General features: G+C 36.9%; 19 protein-coding genes and 1 tRNA gene. 10 read left to right on the top strand and 10 right to left on the bottom strand.

Annotated features, from left to right (window positions below):
• The first annotated feature begins 5 nt into the window (after positions 1–5).
• Complete coding sequence (locus BUB03_RS06635; protein WP_073061405.1) at positions 6–545, top strand: hypothetical protein; 540 nt, start codon at positions 6–8, stop codon at positions 543–545.
• 52 nt (positions 546–597) lie between these two features.
• Positions 598–1,110, top strand: a complete 513-nt coding sequence (locus BUB03_RS06630) for a hypothetical protein (protein ID WP_040993742.1) — start codon at positions 598–600, stop codon at positions 1,108–1,110.
• 208 nt (positions 1,111–1,318) lie between these two features.
• Here the strand turns inward: BUB03_RS06630 and BUB03_RS06625 are convergent, their stop codons facing one another.
• From BUB03_RS06625 to BUB03_RS06615, 3 genes are all read right to left on the bottom strand, one after another.
• Positions 1,319–2,971, bottom strand: a complete 1,653-nt coding sequence (locus BUB03_RS06625) for a S8 family peptidase (RefSeq protein WP_073061403.1) — start codon at positions 2,969–2,971, stop codon at positions 1,319–1,321.
• 107 nt (positions 2,972–3,078) lie between these two features.
• Positions 3,079–3,528 (bottom strand): D-aminoacyl-tRNA deacylase, encoded by a 450-nt coding sequence (dtd, locus tag BUB03_RS06620; RefSeq protein WP_040993744.1) that lies wholly within the window; start codon positions 3,526–3,528, stop codon positions 3,079–3,081.
• A 1-nt stretch (position 3,529) separates the two neighbouring features.
• Positions 3,530–3,985, bottom strand: a complete 456-nt coding sequence (locus BUB03_RS06615) for a Rieske (2Fe-2S) protein (RefSeq protein WP_073061400.1) — start codon at positions 3,983–3,985, stop codon at positions 3,530–3,532.
• 110 nt (positions 3,986–4,095) lie between these two features.
• Here BUB03_RS06615 and greA point away from each other — a divergent pair, with 110 nt between their 5' ends.
• The 7 genes from greA to BUB03_RS06580 all read left to right on the top strand — a co-directional run bounded on the left by greA (position 4,096) and on the right by BUB03_RS06580 (position 9,964).
• Positions 4,096–4,566, top strand: a complete 471-nt coding sequence (gene greA, locus BUB03_RS06610) for a transcription elongation factor GreA (protein WP_040993748.1) — start codon at positions 4,096–4,098, stop codon at positions 4,564–4,566.
• Positions 4,567–4,606: 40 nt separating this feature from the next.
• Positions 4,607–4,996 carry an HIT family protein gene (locus tag BUB03_RS06605; RefSeq protein ID WP_040993750.1) on the top strand — a complete coding sequence of 130 codons (390 nt, stop codon included), beginning with the start codon at positions 4,607–4,609 and terminating at the stop codon, positions 4,994–4,996.
• A gap of 58 nt (positions 4,997–5,054) precedes the next feature.
• Positions 5,055–6,242 (top strand): ATP-dependent Clp protease ATP-binding subunit ClpX, encoded by a 1,188-nt coding sequence (gene clpX, locus BUB03_RS06600; protein WP_073061397.1) that lies wholly within the window; start codon positions 5,055–5,057, stop codon positions 6,240–6,242.
• A 75-nt stretch (positions 6,243–6,317) separates the two neighbouring features.
• Complete coding sequence (locus BUB03_RS06595) at positions 6,318–8,264, top strand: T9SS type A sorting domain-containing protein (protein WP_040993754.1); 1,947 nt, start codon at positions 6,318–6,320, stop codon at positions 8,262–8,264.
• A gap of 6 nt (positions 8,265–8,270) precedes the next feature.
• On the top strand, positions 8,271–8,492 hold the full coding sequence (locus tag BUB03_RS06590) for a hypothetical protein (RefSeq protein ID WP_040993756.1): 222 nt from the start codon (positions 8,271–8,273) through the stop codon (positions 8,490–8,492).
• Between the two features lie 61 nt (positions 8,493–8,553).
• Positions 8,554–9,846 carry a TlpA family protein disulfide reductase gene (locus BUB03_RS06585; protein WP_073061394.1) on the top strand — a complete coding sequence of 431 codons (1,293 nt, stop codon included), beginning with the start codon at positions 8,554–8,556 and terminating at the stop codon, positions 9,844–9,846.
• Positions 9,847–9,890: 44 nt separating this feature from the next.
• Positions 9,891–9,964, top strand: a tRNA-Met gene (locus BUB03_RS06580).
• Positions 9,965–10,161: 197 nt separating this feature from the next.
• Here the strand turns inward: BUB03_RS06580 and BUB03_RS06575 are convergent.
• The 7 genes from BUB03_RS06575 to BUB03_RS06545 form a co-directional block, all read right to left on the bottom strand.
• Positions 10,162–11,460, bottom strand: a complete 1,299-nt coding sequence (locus BUB03_RS06575) for an HlyD family secretion protein (RefSeq protein ID WP_040993964.1) — start codon at positions 11,458–11,460, stop codon at positions 10,162–10,164.
• Between the two features lie 42 nt (positions 11,461–11,502).
• Positions 11,503–13,695, bottom strand: coding sequence for a peptidase domain-containing ABC transporter (locus BUB03_RS06570; RefSeq protein ID WP_073061391.1), 2,193 nt, complete (start codon positions 13,693–13,695; stop codon positions 11,503–11,505).
• 234 nt (positions 13,696–13,929) lie between these two features.
• On the bottom strand, positions 13,930–15,438 hold the full coding sequence (locus BUB03_RS06565) for a vitamin K epoxide reductase family protein (protein WP_073061388.1): 1,509 nt from the start codon (positions 15,436–15,438) through the stop codon (positions 13,930–13,932).
• Between the two features lie 643 nt (positions 15,439–16,081).
• Complete coding sequence (locus BUB03_RS06560) at positions 16,082–17,041, bottom strand: DUF3810 domain-containing protein (protein ID WP_139258796.1); 960 nt, start codon at positions 17,039–17,041, stop codon at positions 16,082–16,084.
• A 91-nt stretch (positions 17,042–17,132) separates the two neighbouring features.
• Positions 17,133–18,578 carry an MFS transporter gene (locus BUB03_RS06555; RefSeq protein ID WP_073061382.1) on the bottom strand — a complete coding sequence of 482 codons (1,446 nt, stop codon included), beginning with the start codon at positions 18,576–18,578 and terminating at the stop codon, positions 17,133–17,135.
• Positions 18,579–18,617: 39 nt separating this feature from the next.
• Positions 18,618–19,346, bottom strand: coding sequence for a lysophospholipid acyltransferase family protein (locus tag BUB03_RS06550; protein WP_083538873.1), 729 nt, complete (start codon positions 19,344–19,346; stop codon positions 18,618–18,620).
• 3 nt (positions 19,347–19,349) lie between these two features.
• Positions 19,350–19,808: a GtrA family protein gene (locus tag BUB03_RS06545; RefSeq protein ID WP_073061379.1), complete on the bottom strand. Its 459-nt coding sequence runs from the start codon at positions 19,806–19,808 to the stop codon at positions 19,350–19,352.
• A gap of 494 nt (positions 19,809–20,302) precedes the next feature.
• On the opposite strand from BUB03_RS06545, the gene BUB03_RS06540 reads away from it, so the two are divergent.
• A complete protein-coding gene (locus BUB03_RS06540) occupies positions 20,303–20,566 on the top strand; it encodes a hypothetical protein (RefSeq protein WP_040993767.1) in 264 nt (87 codons plus the stop codon).
• Positions 20,567–20,601 lie beyond the last annotated feature (35 nt).

The raw sequence follows: 20,601 nt of genomic DNA, 5'->3' as shown, positions 1-20,601 counted from the left end.
TTATTATGAAAAAATCCTTATTGTTAATCCCATTGATTATTATTTCATGTAAAAAAGAACCCGCTGTAACGGAAACTGTGAACAAGGATTCCGCTGTGGTTAAAGAAATGCCGGATTCTGCCATTAAAACAGATTCTGCGGCTCTCAGAAAGCAAGATTCAATCATTAACAATGCTCCCGTTACCAAAGAAGTGTTGCGTAAAGGCGTGATGAGAAGCGAAAAAGAAGGGCAGATCATAAGAACAGCAGATGCTTCACAGCTTCCCTTTACATTAGGCGAGGAATTTACAAAAGACGGACAGGAGCTGGTTTTAAAGCTAACCCATTATGACAGACCCAACATTAAAGCCACGATTTCAACTAATGAAAAAGATTTCAATATCAGGTTCAACCAGATCAGGCTGCCAAACGGAGATTATGACGGGCCTTTTGGAAGAGAGATTACCTACGAAACCAAAGGAAAAGGTGAAGTATGGCTCATCATAGGAAAAAGTAATATGGCTTCCGGTAATACAAAAGGAGGTTTTAATGTAAGTGTGGAATAGGATTCATCATTTTGGTATAATTTCTGCAAACTCAATCCTAAAGTTTAACATTATGAAAAATATATTTTTAATGTCAGCAGCCGTTTCAGTTTTAGCAGTAAGCTGCGGAACCGTACAGTCGCTTGTTCAGAATACGTTCCCTTATACAACCAACGTTTTGGTTTCTACGGGAGTGCCGGCAGGTAAAGAAGTTTCTTCCACATCTACTGCTACCAATGTACAGACATGGTTTGGAGGTAACAATAACGCGAAAATCAAGGATGTAAGAATTTCTGATGCTAAAATTTCCGTAGTGTCCCCTTCAGGAGGAAACTTAAGTGCGGTTCAATCCGTAAAGGTTTATGTTTCATCTAACGGAACCAGTGAAAGACTTGTTGCATCCCGTTCCAATATAACAACGGACTCTTCCAGCTTAAATCTGGATATTAATGATACAGGATATCTGGATGAGGTGGTAAAAAGTACAGGTTTAACGGTAAGAACAGTGTATGAGCTGAAAAATCAGACAAGCTCAGATATGACGCTTAAAATAGCGCTTAATTTTAACAGCGTTCCGGCAAACTAATTCGAAAAATAAAATAAAGGGCTGTCCTGAAAAGGGCAGCCTCTTTTTTTAAGTATTAAATCATTGTAAAAAGCCTATTCGGATAATTTTATCAATACTTCAATAGTCTTCTCAGCATCCTTCTTATTGACAAAAATATGATCATGATAGGTAGTAAATAAGGTGGTCTTAATTGGACCACCTAGTTATTTTATAAGTATTTTAGTTCTTATAATTTAGTGAATTTTTCAACCACTCTTCTTTGTCCTTCTGTAATATTGATGATATACTGGCCTGGAAGAAGATCTGCAGTTCCGATCTTTTCATCAGGTAAGGCAGATCCCTTTCTGACAGTTCTTCCCTGCATATTGATAATTTCAAAATCCAGTTTTTTACTTTCACTGCTGTGAATGGTGATATGGCTGGTTACAGGATTCGGATAAATCTTAACTTCTAAAGGAAGAGGAACCTCAGCCTTATTGGATTTGAGTAAAGAACTACTTTCCAGCTGTAATATGGCATTTTTCACATTAGGAAAAGGTCCTATTTTTTGATTGGCAACGGTACCTCCCTGAGGGATTCCTGTTGATATTAAAAGGTTCTTCATAGCAGCAGGAGTCAAATACTGACCTGTAGTTTGCCGGTAAAAAGACTGGATCAAAGTAGCTGCCGATGCTACAACAGGAGTAGCAGAGCTTGTTCCGCTGAAATAATTATATGTTCTGTTATTATCGTTGTCGTATTTTTGATACGAGCCGTATCCGGCAGCCAGAACATTACTTCCCCAACCCTGTACATCCACGCGGTTTCCGTAGGTACTGAAGCTCAGTTTAGAGTGAGTAGTGTTGGAAGAACCTGCCCCTACGATAATAGCCCCGCTGTTTCCTCTTGCCATGTAAGAAGCATAAAAAGGATCATCCAGATTCTGATTTCCGTTTCCTGCTGCTGCAATAATAATGATTCCGGAATCGGTAGCTGCTTTTGTCAGATCCCAGATCACACTGTCGTATTCAGCTGGGCAGTACTGGCCGTCTTTTCCGCCTGTCTGCATTTCGTATAAAATAATATCACCGGCCTGCGATGCATTGATCGATCTGCTTACTGCGGCAGCCCTGTTGTAGCCCACAGTAGTCCATTCCATATATCCTTTGATTTCTGATGCGCTGTAAGCGGCGCCGGAAAGCCCGATATTATCTTTCACGGAACCTAAAATACTAACCACTGCAGTCCCGTGATCCCTGTAATTGTTACCTGATAGCCCCGAATTAGGTGAATATCCCGGTTCCAGTTGTATCGAGTTCTGATTGGAGAGCATTTCGTGAGTTTTGTAAAAGCCGTATTCAACATCACGAATCCGGATATTTTGCCCTGTAATTCCTCTGGACCATGCATATTTTGCGTTGATCCCGGGATTGTCGTTGAGGTAAGTCTGAAGGCTTTCAAGATCCGGGGTAGTCACAAAAGCTTTAACGAATGGAGGTTCAATGGGAGTGCTGCTCATTACGGAAACATATTCTACCTCCGGAAACTTCTCAAGAGTGCGAGCTGTTCTTTCAGCTTCCTCGTGATTCAGGAAAGGAAGACTGACTCTGAAGATGCGTTTCAGCTTTTGAACGGATTCGCCCGAATTACCGTTTGCTCTGCTGCTTGCCATCATTTCCTCAAGTTTCCTCTCACTGAAGCCAAGATCATTAACGAATAAAATGTCACTTGTTTTGACAAATTCTGCTAATGCAGGGTTTTTACTGAACGCCTCTTTGTCAGAACTGACATCTTTTGAGAAGCACACATAAATGTTAGGACTTAATTGATCGGTTTTCTGCCCGAATGAAAACACGAAAATGAAAATACATAATGTGAAAAGTCTAATTTTCGTTCTCATAATATCTTATTAAATGGTTGTAAACCAAATATATAAATTAAATGAGAAATATTAATCACTTTTTTGTGAATTTAGAAAAATAATTGAATTTTTTAATGAGGACAGTATTAGCTTTTCGTGATTGAATCCATAACGATAGTAACAGGCCCGTCGTTGACGAGCGAAACTTTCATGTCTGCACCAAAAATTCCACTTTCGGTTTTTAATCCTGATTTAGCCAGTTCCTCCTTGAAATAATCAAAAAGAGGAACCGCTTTATCTGGTTTGGCCGCTTTGATAAAAGAGGGGCGGTTTCCCTTTTTATAGTCTGCAATTAAGGTAAACTGACTGATGCACAAAATTTCACCGGAAATATCTTTTACGGAAAGATTAAGCTTGTCATCTTCATCACCGAAGATCCTTAAATTCAGAATCTTCTGAACAAGCCAGTCTGCATCCTGTTTCTCATCGTTTTCATCAATTCCGGTCAGAAGCATCAGGCCTTTTCCGATTTCCCCGACAATTTTTCCATCTACTTTTACATGAGCCTCGGAAACTCTTTGGATCACAATCTTCATGTTAATAATAAATATTTAATGTTTTGGTAGCAACATCATAGTTGTAAGGATATGTTTTGGGAGGCAGGGAAGTGGCAGCACCGGATTCCGGCTGGCCTGTTCTCAAAATCCAGCGGGTATTGTCCTTAGGACAAAGGATGCTGATATTGTCTTTTACCTCAAGAGTTGTATTGGTATCAGGGCATATATGAGGAGCATTACGGTCATAAGCTTTAAAGGAATCTCCCACGCGGACTACGATTAATCCTCTTGTCCCGGACTGTTGCTCGTTCACATAAATCCAGCCTCCGTCATAGTTGAGATTATTATAGGCGGGCAGGTTCAGATTTAAAGATACATTGATAGGGTTGCTGGGGAAGCAGTTCACGGTGTCTTCCCTGCTTCCGCATGAGTTTATGGTTAAATTACTGAAAATCAGCAGTGTTAAAATAGACAGGATTGAAAAAGTTTTTTTCATTTCAATTTAAATTTTTATATATTTGTAAAAGTTAAACGATTATAACACGTAAAACATTGTCCGGCAAATGTCGGATTATTTTTTTATACCAAAACTAAATTTTGAAAATTATGGCAAGCTATGTAACAAAGGTGGGACAAGAGAAAATGAAAGCTGAGCTGGAACAGTTAGAAACTGTGGAAAGACCAAAAATTACCCAGCAGATTGCAGAAGCGAGAGATAAAGGAGATTTATCTGAAAATGCTGAATACGATGCTGCTAAAGAGGCTCAGGGTATGCTTGAAATGAGAATTTCCAAGCTTAAGGATGCTATTGCAAATTCCAAGATCATAGATGAAAGTCAACTAGATACTTCAAAGGTTTCAATCCTTACTACGGTTAAACTTAAAAACAATGCAACCAACCAGGAGCAGGTGTTTACTTTAGTGCCGGATAATGAAAGCGACCTTAAAACAGGAAAAATTTCTGTGAATACACCTATCGCTAAAGGATTACTTGGTAAAGTGATAGGCGAAACCGCAGATATTACGTTACCCAACGGAAACAAACTGTCTTTCGAAGTATTGGACATTACTCTTTAGACCGCTGAATTAAATTCAACTTTAAAATCTAAATTCTAAAATGAGCAGTATATTCACAAAGATCATCAATGGTGAAATTCCTTCATACAAAATTGCTGAAGACGATAATTTCGTAGCATTTCTTGATGCAATGCCTTTGGTAAAAGGGCATACACTGGTAGTTCCCAAAAAAGAAGTTGACCTGATCTTTGATCTGGAAAGTGAAGAATACAAAAACCTTTGGGGATTTGCCCAGAAGGTTGCCAAAAAAGTAAAAAATGCAGTTCCCTGTGTAAGAGTGGGAGTAGCTGTAGTAGGACTTGAAGTTCCTCATGCCCATATCCATCTTATTCCCTTAAATAAAATGGAAGACATGAACTTCAGAAATGAGAGACTGAAATTAACAGACGAAGAATATAAAGAGATCCAAAACTCAATTATTAATTCTTAAAAAGCATAAAATCGTAAAAAAGAAATTTTTTACGATTTTCTTTAACATATATATTATTATGAATTCAAACCAATGTTCTTTCTGCGGCAGAAAAAGAAATGAAGTACAGATGCTTATCTCAGGGCAGAGTGGTTTTATCTGCGAGAACTGTATCGAACAGGCGCATGTTATCGTAAAAGACAGCGTTTCTAAAACAGGATCTTCTCCTGCAGCCAATATAGAAGAACTTAAAAAACCGAAAGAAATCAAGGAATTCCTGAACCAATATGTCATTGGACAGGATCAGGCTAAAAAACAGCTTTCGATTGCTGTATACAACCATTATAAAAGACTGCTTCACGCTCAGGACGAGAACAGAGAAGTAGAACTGGAAAAATCGAATATCATCATGATAGGCGAAACCGGTACAGGAAAAACTCTTCTGGCAAAAACCATTGCAAGAGAGCTTAACGTTCCTTTCTGTATCGTAGATGCCACAATTCTTACAGAAGCAGGTTATGTGGGGGAAGATGTGGAAAGTATCCTTTCCAGACTTCTTATGGTTGCGGATTATGATGTGGAAAAAGCGGAAAGAGGAATCGTATTTATTGATGAGATCGATAAAATTGCAAGAAAATCAGACAACCCGAGTATTACAAGAGATGTTTCAGGAGAAGGGGTACAGCAGGGATTACTGAAGCTTCTGGAAGGAAGTATTGTGAATGTTCCGCCTCAGGGAGGAAGAAAACACCCGGACCAGAAATACATCCAGGTCAATACCCAGAATATCCTGTTCATTGCAGGAGGTGCTTTTGACGGGATCAAAGAGATCATCGAAAGAAGGATGAATAAGCAGGCTATAGGATTCAGTTCGGAAAAAATCAATAAGGCCGATGAAGAGGATTATGTATTAACCCATATCAACGCAATCGACCTTCGCTCTTTCGGATTGATTCCGGAACTTTTGGGAAGATTCCCGATTATTACCTACCTCGATAAACTTACCAAAGAGACGATGGTGAGAATCATGAAGGAGCCTAAAAATTCAATCATCAATCAGTTCGTAGAGCTTTTCAAAATGGATGGCACGAATTTGGTTTTTACGGATGGAGCTATTGAAAAGATTGTGGAAGAGACCATCGAAAAAGGGTTGGGAGCCAGAGGTTTAAGAGGAACAACAGAAAAAGTATTGGAGGACTATATGTTTTCAATAGGTGAAGAAAAAGAAATCATATTAACGGAAGATAATATTTTTGTTAATAAATAAAATATATTTTTTTCTTTAAAAAAAAATCTTACCTTTGCAGGTGAAGATTGTATTAACACACAAATAATTTATACAATGAGAAAAAGTTTATTTGCTATAGGTCTTTTAGCAATTAGTTACTCTGTTCAGGCGCAGGTACTATGTCATGTTGACACTAATGCTAATATGTATGTGAGCGAAGGCACCCTCGTCTACAGCGGTGGAGGTTTACAGACCAGAGATAATGGTATCCTCGACGTTCATGGTAATGTAATGGTCGTAGGTGCTGCTGGTGATGCTATTAAAACAATTTCCGGAGCAGGATTAGGAAGTCCTAAAACTGATGGCGGAAATATTATTTTAAGGCTTAATACTCCTACTAACACAGACGATGCATCTACTTACGGGCAGTTATATGTTGATGGTTTAAACCAAAGCGACATTACTGGAATTGTAAGTAAGGAATTCAGGACCAAGAAAAACGGTACTGGAAATTATTACCAACAGGTTGGGTTACCTTTCTTTGATAAAACCTTGAGCAGCTTATCCACTGAGCTGGGTAAAACATTCGGTACTGTAAGAAGAAGCCAGAATGAAATCCTAAAATGGAATAACACTGGAGCTGTAGCTGATCATTATACAAGTTTAACAACTAACACCAGCAATGGTTCAGAGTATTATATGCTTGGGTCTAATAATAATAATTTAGATGTAAGTAGCTCTTTGCATACTGTTAATGGTCGTCCTTATGCAACATTTGCCTCTGCCGCAACTCTTCAAAATGGAGGAAATGTAACATTTGGCCCAGGTGGTACAGCGCTTAACGGATATAATGAAAAATATAACACGTATCTTCAGGATCAGTTTGAAAACTCAGCTACGCCTTGGGGAGGAACTTATGGTAAAAATATTTACCAGTTCGGGAATCCTTTCTTAACTAACCTTGATTTATCAAGAATAGGATATGCAGAGCCAGCAACCGGAGGTGTTACTGATGGTAACAATATCAGCAACATCTGGGGAGTAAGATATGATCCGGGAACTGTTGTTGTAGGCTCACAAGGAAATGCATACAGTACAGGAGCATTGATCCAGACCTATGATGCAACTACAAAAGTTCCGGTAGGAGATATCGGAATGATTATCAAACCAATGCAGACTTTTGTTCTGAAATTGAGAGATAATTCTGCACAAACCCTGAATTTCAATACCCTTAGAAGATTTAATTCAACCGTTAGAGCTGAAACTACTGACTACAGTGTTACTGCTGCCAGAAATGCCAATGGAAAAGTTGGTGAAGGTACAATAAAACAACTTGGAGTTATTGGTTTAGACGTTAACGGGAATGAAATTGCAAGAACATATTATGTAGTTTCACCTAATGCAGTTACTGGTCACCAGACTTCTGTAGCAACTACGGTTCAGGCAACTGCAGGAAGTAACATTATCGGTACATTTGAAGAAGCTTTAAATGGTGGTTATGATACTAACTATACAGGACAGTATTGGTTATACATTAACGAAGCTAATGAAAGTAACTTCAAAGGTAAAAATGTTAAACTGGTAAATTACGATACAGGTAAAGTAAAATCGTATAAATTTGAAATAAGAGAAAACGGACAATTAGTTCCATCTGGAACTCACTTATTGTCTGCAGGAATTGGTTTCTACTATAAAGCATCAAACGGTACTTTACAGCCGGCAACACAAGGAGGTATTGCTCCTAATGCTGTTGCATCTTATGATTTATATTATGGTGAGCCTAGTAGTGTGGTGTTGGCTACAAAAGAAACAGCCGAACCTTCGAGAACAATAGTAGTATATAATCCAGCGATTACCAACTACATTGTTAGATTTGATCCAAACTGGAAAAAAGCAGATATTGAAGTTTATGATATGAGCGGTAAACTGGTTATCTCTAAAAAAGCAGTTGATGCATCTAGGGATTTTGTAATTGAGCTTGATGGCGCAGTTAAAAATTCTTACGTTGTAAAAATTGTTTCTGATAAAGGAGAAACCGTTAACACTAAAATCTTAAAATAAAATATTATGAAAACTATTAATAAACTAGTACTTGCTCTTTTCTTTTTCGGGACACTTTTAGTCAAGGCAGATGATGAAATACCACCAGCACCAGGAGGTGGAGGTACAGGAGGTGTAGGACCTGGAGGGGTAGCATCACCTATTGATATGTATGTTTATTTGCTATCTATTGTAGCAGTAGCATTCATCGTATACTATACAAAGAAATTTAAGAGCCAAAAAGCCTAAAATTTTATTAAAATAACATTAAACTCTCTGATTAATCGGAGAGTTTTTTTATTTTTACTTTATGAAAAAGATATATATATTATCTGCAGTATTAGCTGCATTTTCCCTGCAGGCACAGTTTACAGTTACAATTCAGACACCGGCAGAATTTAAAGATCAGGATGCTATTCTATATACATTAAACGGTTCGAAAGATATTATCGTTACCAAAGAACAGAGCAAGAACAATACTTGGACCTTCAAATATCCCAGTCATTATATGGGAATGATGAAAGTGTATTTTCCGGCTTCAAATAATTCGGTAAGCTTTGTTTCGGAAAATAAAAATGTAAACATCAAAATGGATGTTCAGAATAATAAGATCAAAGATGTAATCTATCTTGATGAAGTGAATGATCTTATGAGTAAACAGCAGGAAGGTTCGCAGAAGAAAGATCTTATTCTTCCGGCCCTGGCACAGATTAAAGAATATTACAAAGACAATACAGATTTCGGAAAAGCGCTGAAAACAGAAATAGAAAGGCTTGCCGGAATGAATACAGCTATTGATGCTACCCAGCATCCGTTTATTTCCTATTATAATACCAATTATAACAAGTTTCTGTCTAACTCTGCAGATTCGACTAAAAAAGTTACTCAGGACGATATTGTTAACTTTCTGGATAAATCCAATGATATGCTTGAATCGTCTTCTCTTTTAAGACCGGTTTTAGTGGCTTATCTTAATTCAGGAGGAAATACCAATGTAGGAGCTTCTGTAGATACACTTTTAGACCGTTTAAAGGTGGAAACTCCAAGAGGGCAGACGGTGTTATCAGAGCTTATTGATATCTTTGACGCGTATGATATGGAAGAGTTTAAAACGAAATATCTTACATTGGCAAAAAACCTTAAGTGTACTATCAATGACAGGCTGGCATCTACTTTAAAATCCAATGCCAATGTTGAAATTGGAGCTGCATTTCCTAATGTTAAATTTCAGTCTCCGGCAAATACATCTGCAAAGTCACTGTATGATGTAAAAGCGGATAAAAAGATAGTTGTTTTCTGGTCATCTACATGCTCTCATTGTGAAAGTGAACTGCCTCAACTTTTGGCAAAATATAGTGATCTGAAAGGTAAAAATGTACAGATTATTGGATTATCCCTGGATGTGGATAAGAACTCATATACTCAAAAGATTGCTGCATTTCCTTGGATCAATGATTCTGAATTAAGAGGATGGAACAGTAGTTATGTAGATACGTACAATGTTCATGCAACTCCGACGTATTTTATTTTAGATGCTAACAATAAGATAATCAATAAACCAGATCACGTGGGGAATGTTTTGGAATATTTTAAGCTAAAATAATTTTGGTGGTAAACAAATATTTTCTATATTTGCACCACCAAAACGGCGAGGTAGCTCAGTTGGTTAGAGCGCAGGATTCATAACCCTGAGGTCACGGGTTCAATTCCCGTCTTCGCTACAACAGAAGGGAAAGTAAGATATTTACTTTCCCTTTTTTTATTTTAAAAAATCATGATTGTTAACTTTTAAATGATGATTTAAAATCTGCCCACTCTAAGTTTTCAGCAGTTTATTTTTTGCAAGACTCAAATGTGGGATTATAGATAAAAAAACCGCAACTTATACAGTTACGGTTTTCATATTTTCTGAGAACAATTAGCTTTGGTATCCCAATAATTTTCTGATCTGGTAGAAAAACCTTTCAATCAGCCTCAGGTCCTGGGTTACAATTTCTGCATTACCTCTGAGTTCTTTATCAAATGGAAGAGTTTTATTATAGCTTGTTTTTAATCCCTTAGGGAGAGTTATATCTACATAATAATTTCCTTTCTCATCAGGAATAAGGGAGATATTCTGTACTTTTCCTTCTACGATACCATATTCCTGGAAGCGGTAGTTATCGAGTTTAATCAATACTTTCTGGCCTGTGGCTACCTTTCCTGAGTTCACGGTAGGAACGGACAATCTGCCTACCAGCTTTTCTTTGTTGCTTGGAAGAATAGACAGAATAGGTTCTGCTGTTTTCACAAATTGATTTTCCCCGAAAAACTGCTGAAAACTGGCCATCCCATCAGTAGAAGAAATAACAAGGTAATTCTGCTCCCATTGCTTTAAAGATTTGCGGAGCTGCTCGAAAAGCTGTAATGTCTGTGAAGAGTAAGTGATCTTGTCTTTTTCCGTATTAATAGCTGTCCCGCTTTTCGTTTTGTTCAGGTTCGAAATCCCTTCGTCCATCTGGGAGATAGAAATATTAAGGTTTTCAAGATTCTGCTGGGCCTGAAGGAATTTTATTTTCTCGTTTTCAAGTTCTATGGAAGCAATGACACCCTGGTTGAAAAGTTCCTGAGATCTCTGATAACTTTTCTTTGATAATTCATACTTGGCCATTTCCAGGCTTTTCTGCTGTTTTAATGTGGCAATTCTTCCCCTGTATTCAGAAATACTTTGATTGGCTGCTATATTTTCCGGAGCATAGGGTTGGAGCCTTGTGAAAAGCTCTTCATCCTGAAAAGCTTTGGCGAAATTGTTGTAATCAGCCTGAAGCTCGCCCAGCTTAAACCTGGATGTCTGCGCAATCGGAAAAGAGCTGAGCTGATTGGGAGTGATAGAATCCACAAGCTTTTTCAGCTCCAAAACATCTTTATAATTTGCCGTTGATTGCATAACCATCAGTACATCGTTCTTTTTAACCTGCTGATGGTCTTTTATAAAGATTTTCTCAATTTTAGAACTTGTCCTGGCTTCTATTTTCTCGGGAGGGTTCTGCGATGTTACAATAACAGGAGCGGAAACGAATTCCGGATATTTTATAATATAGCTCATCACAAGGATAAGCAGGAGTATAATTAATATAACACTGTTTCCCCAGCGTATCATCCAATGAGGAGGCTGGGTAAGAATGTCCTGAACACTTTCCGAACGGAGTTCAATATTGTCTAAGATGTCTTCTTTCATGTTTCTGAGATAAATTCCTCCCATATTTAAGGAGGATATTATTTAATTTCCTAATTCCAGCTGATTCTTCACCAGCCTGTAGTATTCCCCTTTTATGGCCACCAATTCGGCATGGTTGCCTTCCTCTACCACTTTGCCTTTATCAAGAACTATAATTTTATCGGCATGTTTTACGGTTGATAATCTGTGGGCAATCACAATGGCTGTCTTGCCTTTAAAGAACTGTTCCAGATTTTCCATGATCACCTTTTCATTATTGGCGTCCAAAGCGGAAGTAGCCTCATCGAAAAAGATGAATTCCGGAGACTTGTATACAGCTCTGGCAATAAACAATCTCTGCTTCTGGCCACCGCTCACCCCTACACCTTCATTTCCGATCTTTGTATTATAGCTTAGCGGAAGACTTTCGATAAAATCTTTGATATTGGCAATCTCTACAGCACGTCTCAATTTTTGTTTGTCAACATAATCTTCTCCTACTGCAATATTATTAGCAATAGTGTCATTGAATACATAACCCTCCTGCATTACTACTCCGCAATGATCTCTCCAGACCCTTGGTGAAATGCTTTTCAATTGGGTATTTCCAAGTCTAATTTCTCCTGTGTCAGGTTCGTAAAATTTCATCAGAAGCTTCAGAAGAGTGGTTTTTCCACTTCCGCTGGAACCTACAATGGCTGTAGTCTTCTGATAGGGAATAGTAAGACTGAGATCTTCAAACACGGGAACATCTGACCCGATATATCGGAACGATATGTTGTTCACTTCAATATCTTTCTGAGGAATTTCTCCCGCGTACTGTTCATTTTTATCTTCTTCGTCTTCTTTGTCATGAATTTCACCCAATCTTTCCAAAGAGATTTTGGCATCCTGGGTTTGTTTAATGAATTCGATAAGCTGTAGCAAAGGACTATTCAGCTGTCCAATGATATACTGTACCGAAAGCATCATCCCCAGAGTAAGATTTCCGCTCAGAACCAATTTGGCAGAAAGGAAACTTACCAGGATATCTTTCATCTGGTTGATGAAATTTCCTCCTACGGACTGCCATTGTTCCAGAGAAAGAGATTTTATCCTGATTTTAAATAATTTTACCTGAAGGAATTCCCAGTCCCAACGCTTCTGTTTTTCCGCATTATGCATTTTGATCTCCTGCATTCCATTGATTAGCTCAATTACCTTACTCTGTTCCTGGGAAACCTGGGAGAATCTTTTATAATCCAATTCTTTTCTTTTATTAAGGAAAAAAGTAATCCATCCAATGTATAGAGCTGCTCCTACAAGGTAAACAAGAAAAAGTCTGTAATCATAGAATAACAGGACAATACTGAAGATAATAAGGTTAACAAGAGAAAACAGGGTATTTAAAGAGGAGCTCGTCAGAAGCTGCTCAATTCTGTGGTGATCATTGATCCTCTGCATGATATCTCCGGTCATTCTTGTATCAAAAAAGCTTATAGGAAGCTTCATTAGTTTGATAAAGAAATCTGAAATAATCGAAATATTGATCCTTGCAGAAAGATGTAGCAAAATCCAGCTCCGGATTACTTCAATCCCCATCCTTCCAAGAAACAGCATAACCTGGGCAAGAAGAACTACGTAAATGAAATTGAGATCCTGATTCTGTATCCCGACATCTACAATACTTTGGGTAAGAAACGGAAATATAAGGGACAGTAAACTTCCTGCCAAAAGACCAACCGCCAGCTGTATAACCAGCGACTTGTATTTAAGCAGGTATTTCGAAAGGAAAGAGAAGCTTGCCTTGCTTTCCTCTGTATCAAATTCAGTTTGAAAAAATGCAGGTGTAGTTTCAAGGATAAGGGCAATCCCTTCTTCCGTATTTTCGTTGGCATTTTCCCCAATCCATAACTTAATGAATTCTTCGCGGGTATACGTGATCAATCCATAACTTGGATCCGAAATATAGACCTTGTTATTTTTATCAATCTTATAGACAACAACAAAGTGGTTCTTGTTCCAATGGACAATACAGGGAAACGGAACTTCTTCTGCAAGGGTATTAAAATCGATCTGGACTCCAAGCGAGCGGAATCCCAGGTTTTCTGACGCATCACTAAGTCCCAGAAGGCTGCTTCCTTCACGGGTTGTTTCAGAAAGAGTACGGATCTGCTGCAAAGAAATACTTCTGCCGTAATATTTACTTACTATTCTAAGGCAGGTGGGTCCGCAGTCTTTAGCGTCCGGCTGTTTATAAAAGGGAAATTTCTTCAAAATTTAATTTATCTCATTGTAAAATGCCGTCATTGGATGACGACATTTTTTCTTTATTCATTGTTACAACTTAATCTTTAACTAACACTATTATTTGTTATTGTATTCTTTAGAACATTTTTTTAAATTTTTCATATTGTTATTAAGTTTTTTATCTCTTACTCTTTCAAAGCTTTTCAGAAACCGCTTTTAATTTTGTCCTAAGATAGTGAATTTTTGAATTCTGGAGATTTCTTATTGAAAGTCCTCGTCTTCCATTAATTCATCAATAAAGAACCAGATATCTTCACGATCATATTTATCCGGGAACTGGTATCCATTCAGTATAAAAATAGGGGTGAAGTTTAATCCTGAATTACTGTTATCTTTTGTCATTTCAACAAATGGACTAAGATCTTCCGGAGCAGATGAACCTGAGAGGCTAACGATCTTGTTTTCGTCTCTTGTTTCAAACCACTCCTCAACGGCTTTTAAAAATTCTTTTTGAGGCTTAGTCTGATAGATATGTTTAAAAGCTGAAAGTAGTTTAGTGTACTTCTCATCAGCCCTTTCTGAAGAATAGTTAAAACGGATCTGTACGGAAATATCATCTGGATATTTTTCAAGAAGCCCTTCCATAATCTTATGGCCGTCTTTACAGAATCCACAGTATGGATTGGAGACAATGGATAGACGAAACTTGGCATCTTTATTTCCTAATGTGAATGTATCGGTATCCTGGAATTCTATTTTCTCCTTTTCTAAAAGCTGGCTCTTGAAAAGTTCATAATTTCTTTTAAATCTGAGATTTTTAGCATTCGACTTCTGAAGGCTTTCTTTTTGTGAAAGAATATTGTTGAAATACAGAACCGCAGAGAAAACAAGAATCCACAGAACTGCAGTTAATAATAATGCTCCTACACTAAATGGTGTACTCTGGAAAAATAATATGCTAAGAACCAATTGTCCTGCAAGAATTGAAATGATCAAAAGACAAACTCTGCAGAAAGCTTTTTCCACAAATGCCTGGATGTATAATGAATAGGCGATTGCCAGTACGGAAACCAACGTAAATCCTTTTACAATATAGGCTGTTGCGGGAAGAAAAAGTCCCAATGCAGCGAGGCCGGTAAAATAGATCAGAGAAAAATCAGAAAATTTTAAGCCTAAAATACTGGTTTTATCTTGTTTGATGATCTTATCACATGAATTGATGGCCTGTTTGGCTGAAGTATCTCCACAAATACTTCCGATTACTGTAGACGTATTTCCGAATTTCTGATTGAAAATTTCCATCGAAATATAAACACCTGCAAGAGACAGAACATTAAAAAGAGCTTCAAATATAGTTTGTGTAAAGAAGGAATAGCCTAGAATGATGGCAAAAATAACATACAAAAGAGGCTTGAAATCAAAAACAGCTTTACTTTCTGCATGTTCAGTTTTTTCGAAAAGCAGTACAAAATCTGTCGATTTCTGATGAAGCTCTTCCTTATTAAGCGTTTTTGCTTTTTCAGAATAGACCGAATATCCGGCTCCTGTTTTCTTTACCAAGGAAAAGGAATTATCTACGATCGCAATAAACTCTTCCGGCAGCTCATCCCAATATTCCTTATCAAGTTCATAAGCATCATTTTTTACTCCCATAAAGTTAAGCGTATCGCTAAAAGCCAATGCAGAAGGGTAGTTTGGATGAGAGTTGAACTGGAAAGAAAATTCCTGTTTATCGAGCTTCAGGTAGTTAATTAATTTGTCGAAAATCATAGTAATATTTTTAACTAAAATACGCAGATGTTTTAAAAAAACAAGTTTTTTTTCTTTTGTTAGTGATATACCTTTGTTAAATACTTGATTTTGTGCAAATATTGTTGCTGTTTTTGTTTTGTTTAGCGAAAATTCAAGTTGATTTCGCAATACAATCCTAACAGAATTTCTGATGAAATTGAAACAAGTTAATTGATCGAAGTTAAAATGAAGAAATTGTTATGTTATTTAGGGTGATATATTTTTCGCAGCTTTTCATTCCTTTTTCTTTGATTATTTTGCTGCTAATTTGAAAATAACTCTAATTTTCAAGATAACAAATTTTACACAAAATCACAATGCTTTATCATTAAACAATTGTTTAGATTTATAAGCTTTTTATAGCTTAAGTGATGTTTAAATGATGATTGATGATCAAACCGGCTGTTTTGTTAAAAATATAATTTCCAGTAATAAACTCAAAAAAACATAAAAAATCATAAAATTTTCTTAAAGTTTAAAAAAAGAAGGGAAATGTTTTTGTATTTATAAAATATATTGTACTTTTACATCGCCTTGAATGAGGGAACAAGTCAAGGTAATAAATTTTTTTTCATCATTTGTGTTTTTAGAATCGTATCGCCTGATACGATTCTTTTTTTGTTTATGGTTTTTCGTAGTTCAAAAGGAGATCGATAAAGTAGGAGTAGGTAACTGCACCTTCCTGCTGATTGCTTTTTAAAAAGAGATTATTGGTAAATCCAAAGAAATCATCCAGCCAGCCCTGATGTCTGAAAATAAAGCTTCTTTCATACATGCGGTCCCTTTTCATGGCGGGAGAATACTGATTGAGAACTGATTTTACAAATTCAGGATCTTCCTCCACAATAAACCTTAGAAGACTTTTTAATGTAAAATATTCAGTGCTGTATTTCAGATCGGCATTTTTAGAGTTCACCCCCAGCAGATAACCTACAAAATTGGCTTCCTGTTCCCTTGCAAAACCAAGCTGGTGAGAACTTTCATGTGCTGAAGTAAACGGAATGAGGGTATGAGGAAGCTTGGCATTATATTGAGCTTCTGCTGTAAAAGGATTGTAGTAGCCCAATATTCCTGTAAAATTCATCACGCTTTTAAAAATACTGGGTTTAAAAGAATTGATCTGTGGGGCTTTTTTATCGGAAATATATTTTGGAAGTTTTGCCTGCTGCTGTAAAATTTCCGTCTGGATAGAGGAAAGATCGGTTATAATGAATATACCGTTTCTGTCTTCCTTTACAGTTTGTCTGGTAGCTTTACACTTTTCCAGATAACGCAGCGCCAATGTTTTTGCTTTACCAATTTCCGGTTCTTTCTGATCAGAGAGCTTCTTAATAATGGGAATCTGAAAGTACAGCATGCCCCAAAACATCTGATAAACTAAGTAGAAGGCATTAATGGCAATCAGAAGCTTTAACATAGCCTCATTTCTTCTTATCTTTTTAAAACATAAAACAATTTGATATAAAAGAAAAATGCCGAAAATAATGTACATAAGATCCCCAAAAGAAAAAGGAATCCGGCTGAAAAGCATCTGATGGATTTTCTTCTGTAATTCAAAAAACTTTTCGAAAAAAGAAATCATAGCCCCCGACTTTGAGAAAGCATAAAACAAAAGAAATTGGGCAAGTAAAATACCTGCCCAAAATCTCTTCTTATATATTATTTTTGTATTATTAGTGACCACTGCCTTTAGAGATTTTATCCAGATCAATACCCTGAGATTTCAGAATCCCGGTTACGCGGACTGCATAGAATGCAAGATAAGCAAAACAAATTACTCCCACCATATAACTCATATGAATAGTTGTTAAATCAGCTACATATCCTTGAATTATACTTACAATACCTCCTCCCATAATCATCATAATCAATAATCCGGAACCCTGGTTGGTGTGTTTCCCAAGCCCGTTAATGGCTAGTGCAAAAATACATGGCCATAGAGTAGAGCAGAATAATCCCACACTGGTAAACGCGTATACGGAAACCATTCCTGAGGTAAACATTCCAATCAACAAAGCAGCCATACCTGCTATAGAAAAAATCAGAAGCATTCTTGCCGGATTTCCCTGGCTCATGATATCGCAAATAATCATCACAATGATAACAGCACCATAAACATAGAACGGAGAAAGATCATGCTTGGCAATGGCATTTACCAATAAGAATACACCAAACGCAAGATAAGGAGCAAGGAATCTTAAGATCTTTTTGAATCCTGCACTCAGGTCAAATGCTTCTACTGCACCTGTCCAACGGCCAATCATCAATGAAGCCCAGTACAATGAAATATAAGGGGCTACATCTTTTGTTTCAAAACCTAAGCTTTTTTCCATATAAGCCGGAAGATTACTGGCTGTAGAAACTTCTACCCCTACATAAACAAAAATAGCAATCATCCCCATCACCAATTGCGGATACTGGAAAGCAGATGTTTTATGGTCTCCCGGAACAACATCGTCGGTGTCCTCTATAATAGTTGGAGTAATGGCAGGGAGAGAGGAGAACTTAAGCATGATGGCTACCAGCACAAATGCAACTCCGAGCATAAGATAAGGAACCTTTACGCTTTCAATGCTTGCCTCAGTATTGGCTGCAGTAGCTGATCCGAAAATAGCAAATGATACAATAAGCGGCCCGATGGTAGTTCCGAGGTTATTAATTCCTCCTGCCATGGTAAGCCTTTGGGATCCTGTTTCAGTGGGTCCTACTTCAATAGCCAGCGGGTTGGCAACAATCTGCTGTAAGGAGAATCCTAACCCTACAATGAACAGGCCGGAAATCATTAACGGGAACGATGCCATATTTGCTGCCGGATAGAACAGTAAAGTTCCTGCCGCAGAAATAAGGAGCCCTAAGATAAGGCCGTTTTTGTACCCTATTTTATTAATAAGATCCTGTTTCAAACCTTTTGAGACGACCATATAAATTAAAGAACCCACAGTGTAAGCCACGTAGAAACAAATCTGTACGAGCATACTTTCAGTTTGGGATAATTTAAAGGCTTTTTGGAAAACTGGTATCAGAATGTCATTACTTGCAGCAACAAATCCCCAGAAAAAAAACACAGTAACCAAGGGAATAAACTGTCCCCAATTGGTTTGTTTAGAATAATTTGACATGTTTGTTAAAAATTTCGCAAACAAATATAACTATTTCTTTTAAATGGAATGTTCCAGCAGTGTTTTTTTTATCTCTTTATAAGCTTCCATTTTCAGATCTCTCGGAGAATCTGATGGTTCCATGATTCCGTTGAAATATACTTTTACCCTTCCAGGGTAACCTTTTCCACTGTCAAAAGGAAATATTTCCTTCAATCCGATAAAAGTATAAACGGCGATAGGAGAATGATGTTTGGAGGATAAGGTAAATGCTCCGTCTTTAAATTCATCAAGAATAATGGAAGTATCGTCGGGAACGCCACCTTCAGGAAATATGGCAATGCTGTTTCCTTCTTCCATCTTTTCAGCACACCTTCTGTAGACATCTGCACGGCTTCTGGCACTGCTTCTGTCCACCATTACACATATCCTTTTATATATAGTACCGAAGATGGGAATCTTTACAAGCTCTTTTTTGCCCACAAAGCAGATCGGGTGGTGTGGCATCAGGATACAGGTAAGCATAATATCCATAATGGAAGTGTGGTTCGAAATAAAAACATACGGTTTGCCTTTATCCTTTTTCTGATCAGAAAGATTAATAAGATCGTAACGCAGGCCCATGCCGTAAAACATCCCGAAACACCAGATGCGGATAAACCTGTAAGCGTATTTGTAATGCTTTTTGTTAAAAGACAGTATGTAAACAGGGATTCCTAATGTGACTGTCAGAACAAATGCCAGTACCAGCAGCCAGAATCTCCAGAGATAATTTAAAATTTTTGTCACCGCCTATCCGTTAAAAATTACTTTCTTCTTTACTGAATAATTAAGAATGGAAACCAGCAGGATTGCTGCGATCTTACTGATCATTTCCGGGCTTAAGGTATAAAAAATTAAATCAATATTATCCTTAAATATAAAGCTGTAAAAAATCTGGAAGAAGCCTAGACTTAATAAAGTGGAGACAAAAGAGACTGCCATAAAATAGACAAATTCTTTTTTCTTGGAATGTTTGCCCCTTTCGAATACAAACCAGATGCTCAGGAAATAATTGCTGATGATCCCGCAGCTTGTAGAGAAAATATTACTTAACGGATAATGGATGCCGTGAAAATTGGTCTCTCTGGCAAAGAAATGCGGAAGATAGGTACTGAATGCCTTGAAGCTTCCAATCTCTACAATGGCACTTAGCCCACCGGCTATAATAAAGAACAATACCTGTTTCTGGCGTATTAGTAATTCTCTCATTCAATAGATATGAAGTTGCAAATTTATAATTATATGTTAATAATGTAAGAATAAAAGATTATTTTAAACTTAAATTTTAATTTAAATCATTGAATTACAATATTGTGCGAGGCTTTTTACATCATGTTATAGTAGTATACAGAGAAATAATGTTCCCGGGTCTTAGTTAATTAAAGTTATTATATATGGAATGGAAAAATTTATTTTTATCATTTTTAAAACTATAAAAACAGGAGCAATAGGGATGGGTGCAGGGATCTGAAAGTTTCGCTTCGGGAATATTGTGATAAGCATATGTTAAACAATGAAAAAAGTTGTTAAATTATTTTTTTGAACCAAAATAATTTCTAAATTTAATATTCAGAATGATGTAATTATAACCTGATAATAAATTCATTTTCAACTTCTTGTGTTGATGGTTTTTTCTATCTTGTAATGCGCGGTATAACGCATACTACCTTAATTTTTACGACCCAAATTATAATAATATTTGTATGAAAAGTCAAAACAAATACAGAAAATTCCAGCTTCAGCAAAAAAATATTGAAGCTCTTGAGAGAGAAAATTCCCGCTTCAAAAGAGTGTATTCAGAATATGAAAATATGGAAAATGAATTGTGGAATCTGGAGAACTCTACAAACGATCCTGTGCCTGATGATTTTATTAATGCAATCAAGCTTCAGAGTTCCTATCTTGAAGATGAAATAGAAGATTGGCTGCTTAAGTTCAATGATCAAAAAGCTGATATAAAACATTAGAAGCTTCCAGTCTGTTTTTAAACGCTATTTGAAGA

This window comes from Chryseobacterium oranimense (genome assembly GCF_900129755.1).
Classification (GTDB): domain Bacteria; phylum Bacteroidota; class Bacteroidia; order Flavobacteriales; family Weeksellaceae; genus Chryseobacterium; species Chryseobacterium oranimense.
The sequence above is the reverse complement of the archived record's forward strand: the minus strand, read 5'-3'. Positions and strand labels throughout refer to the sequence as shown.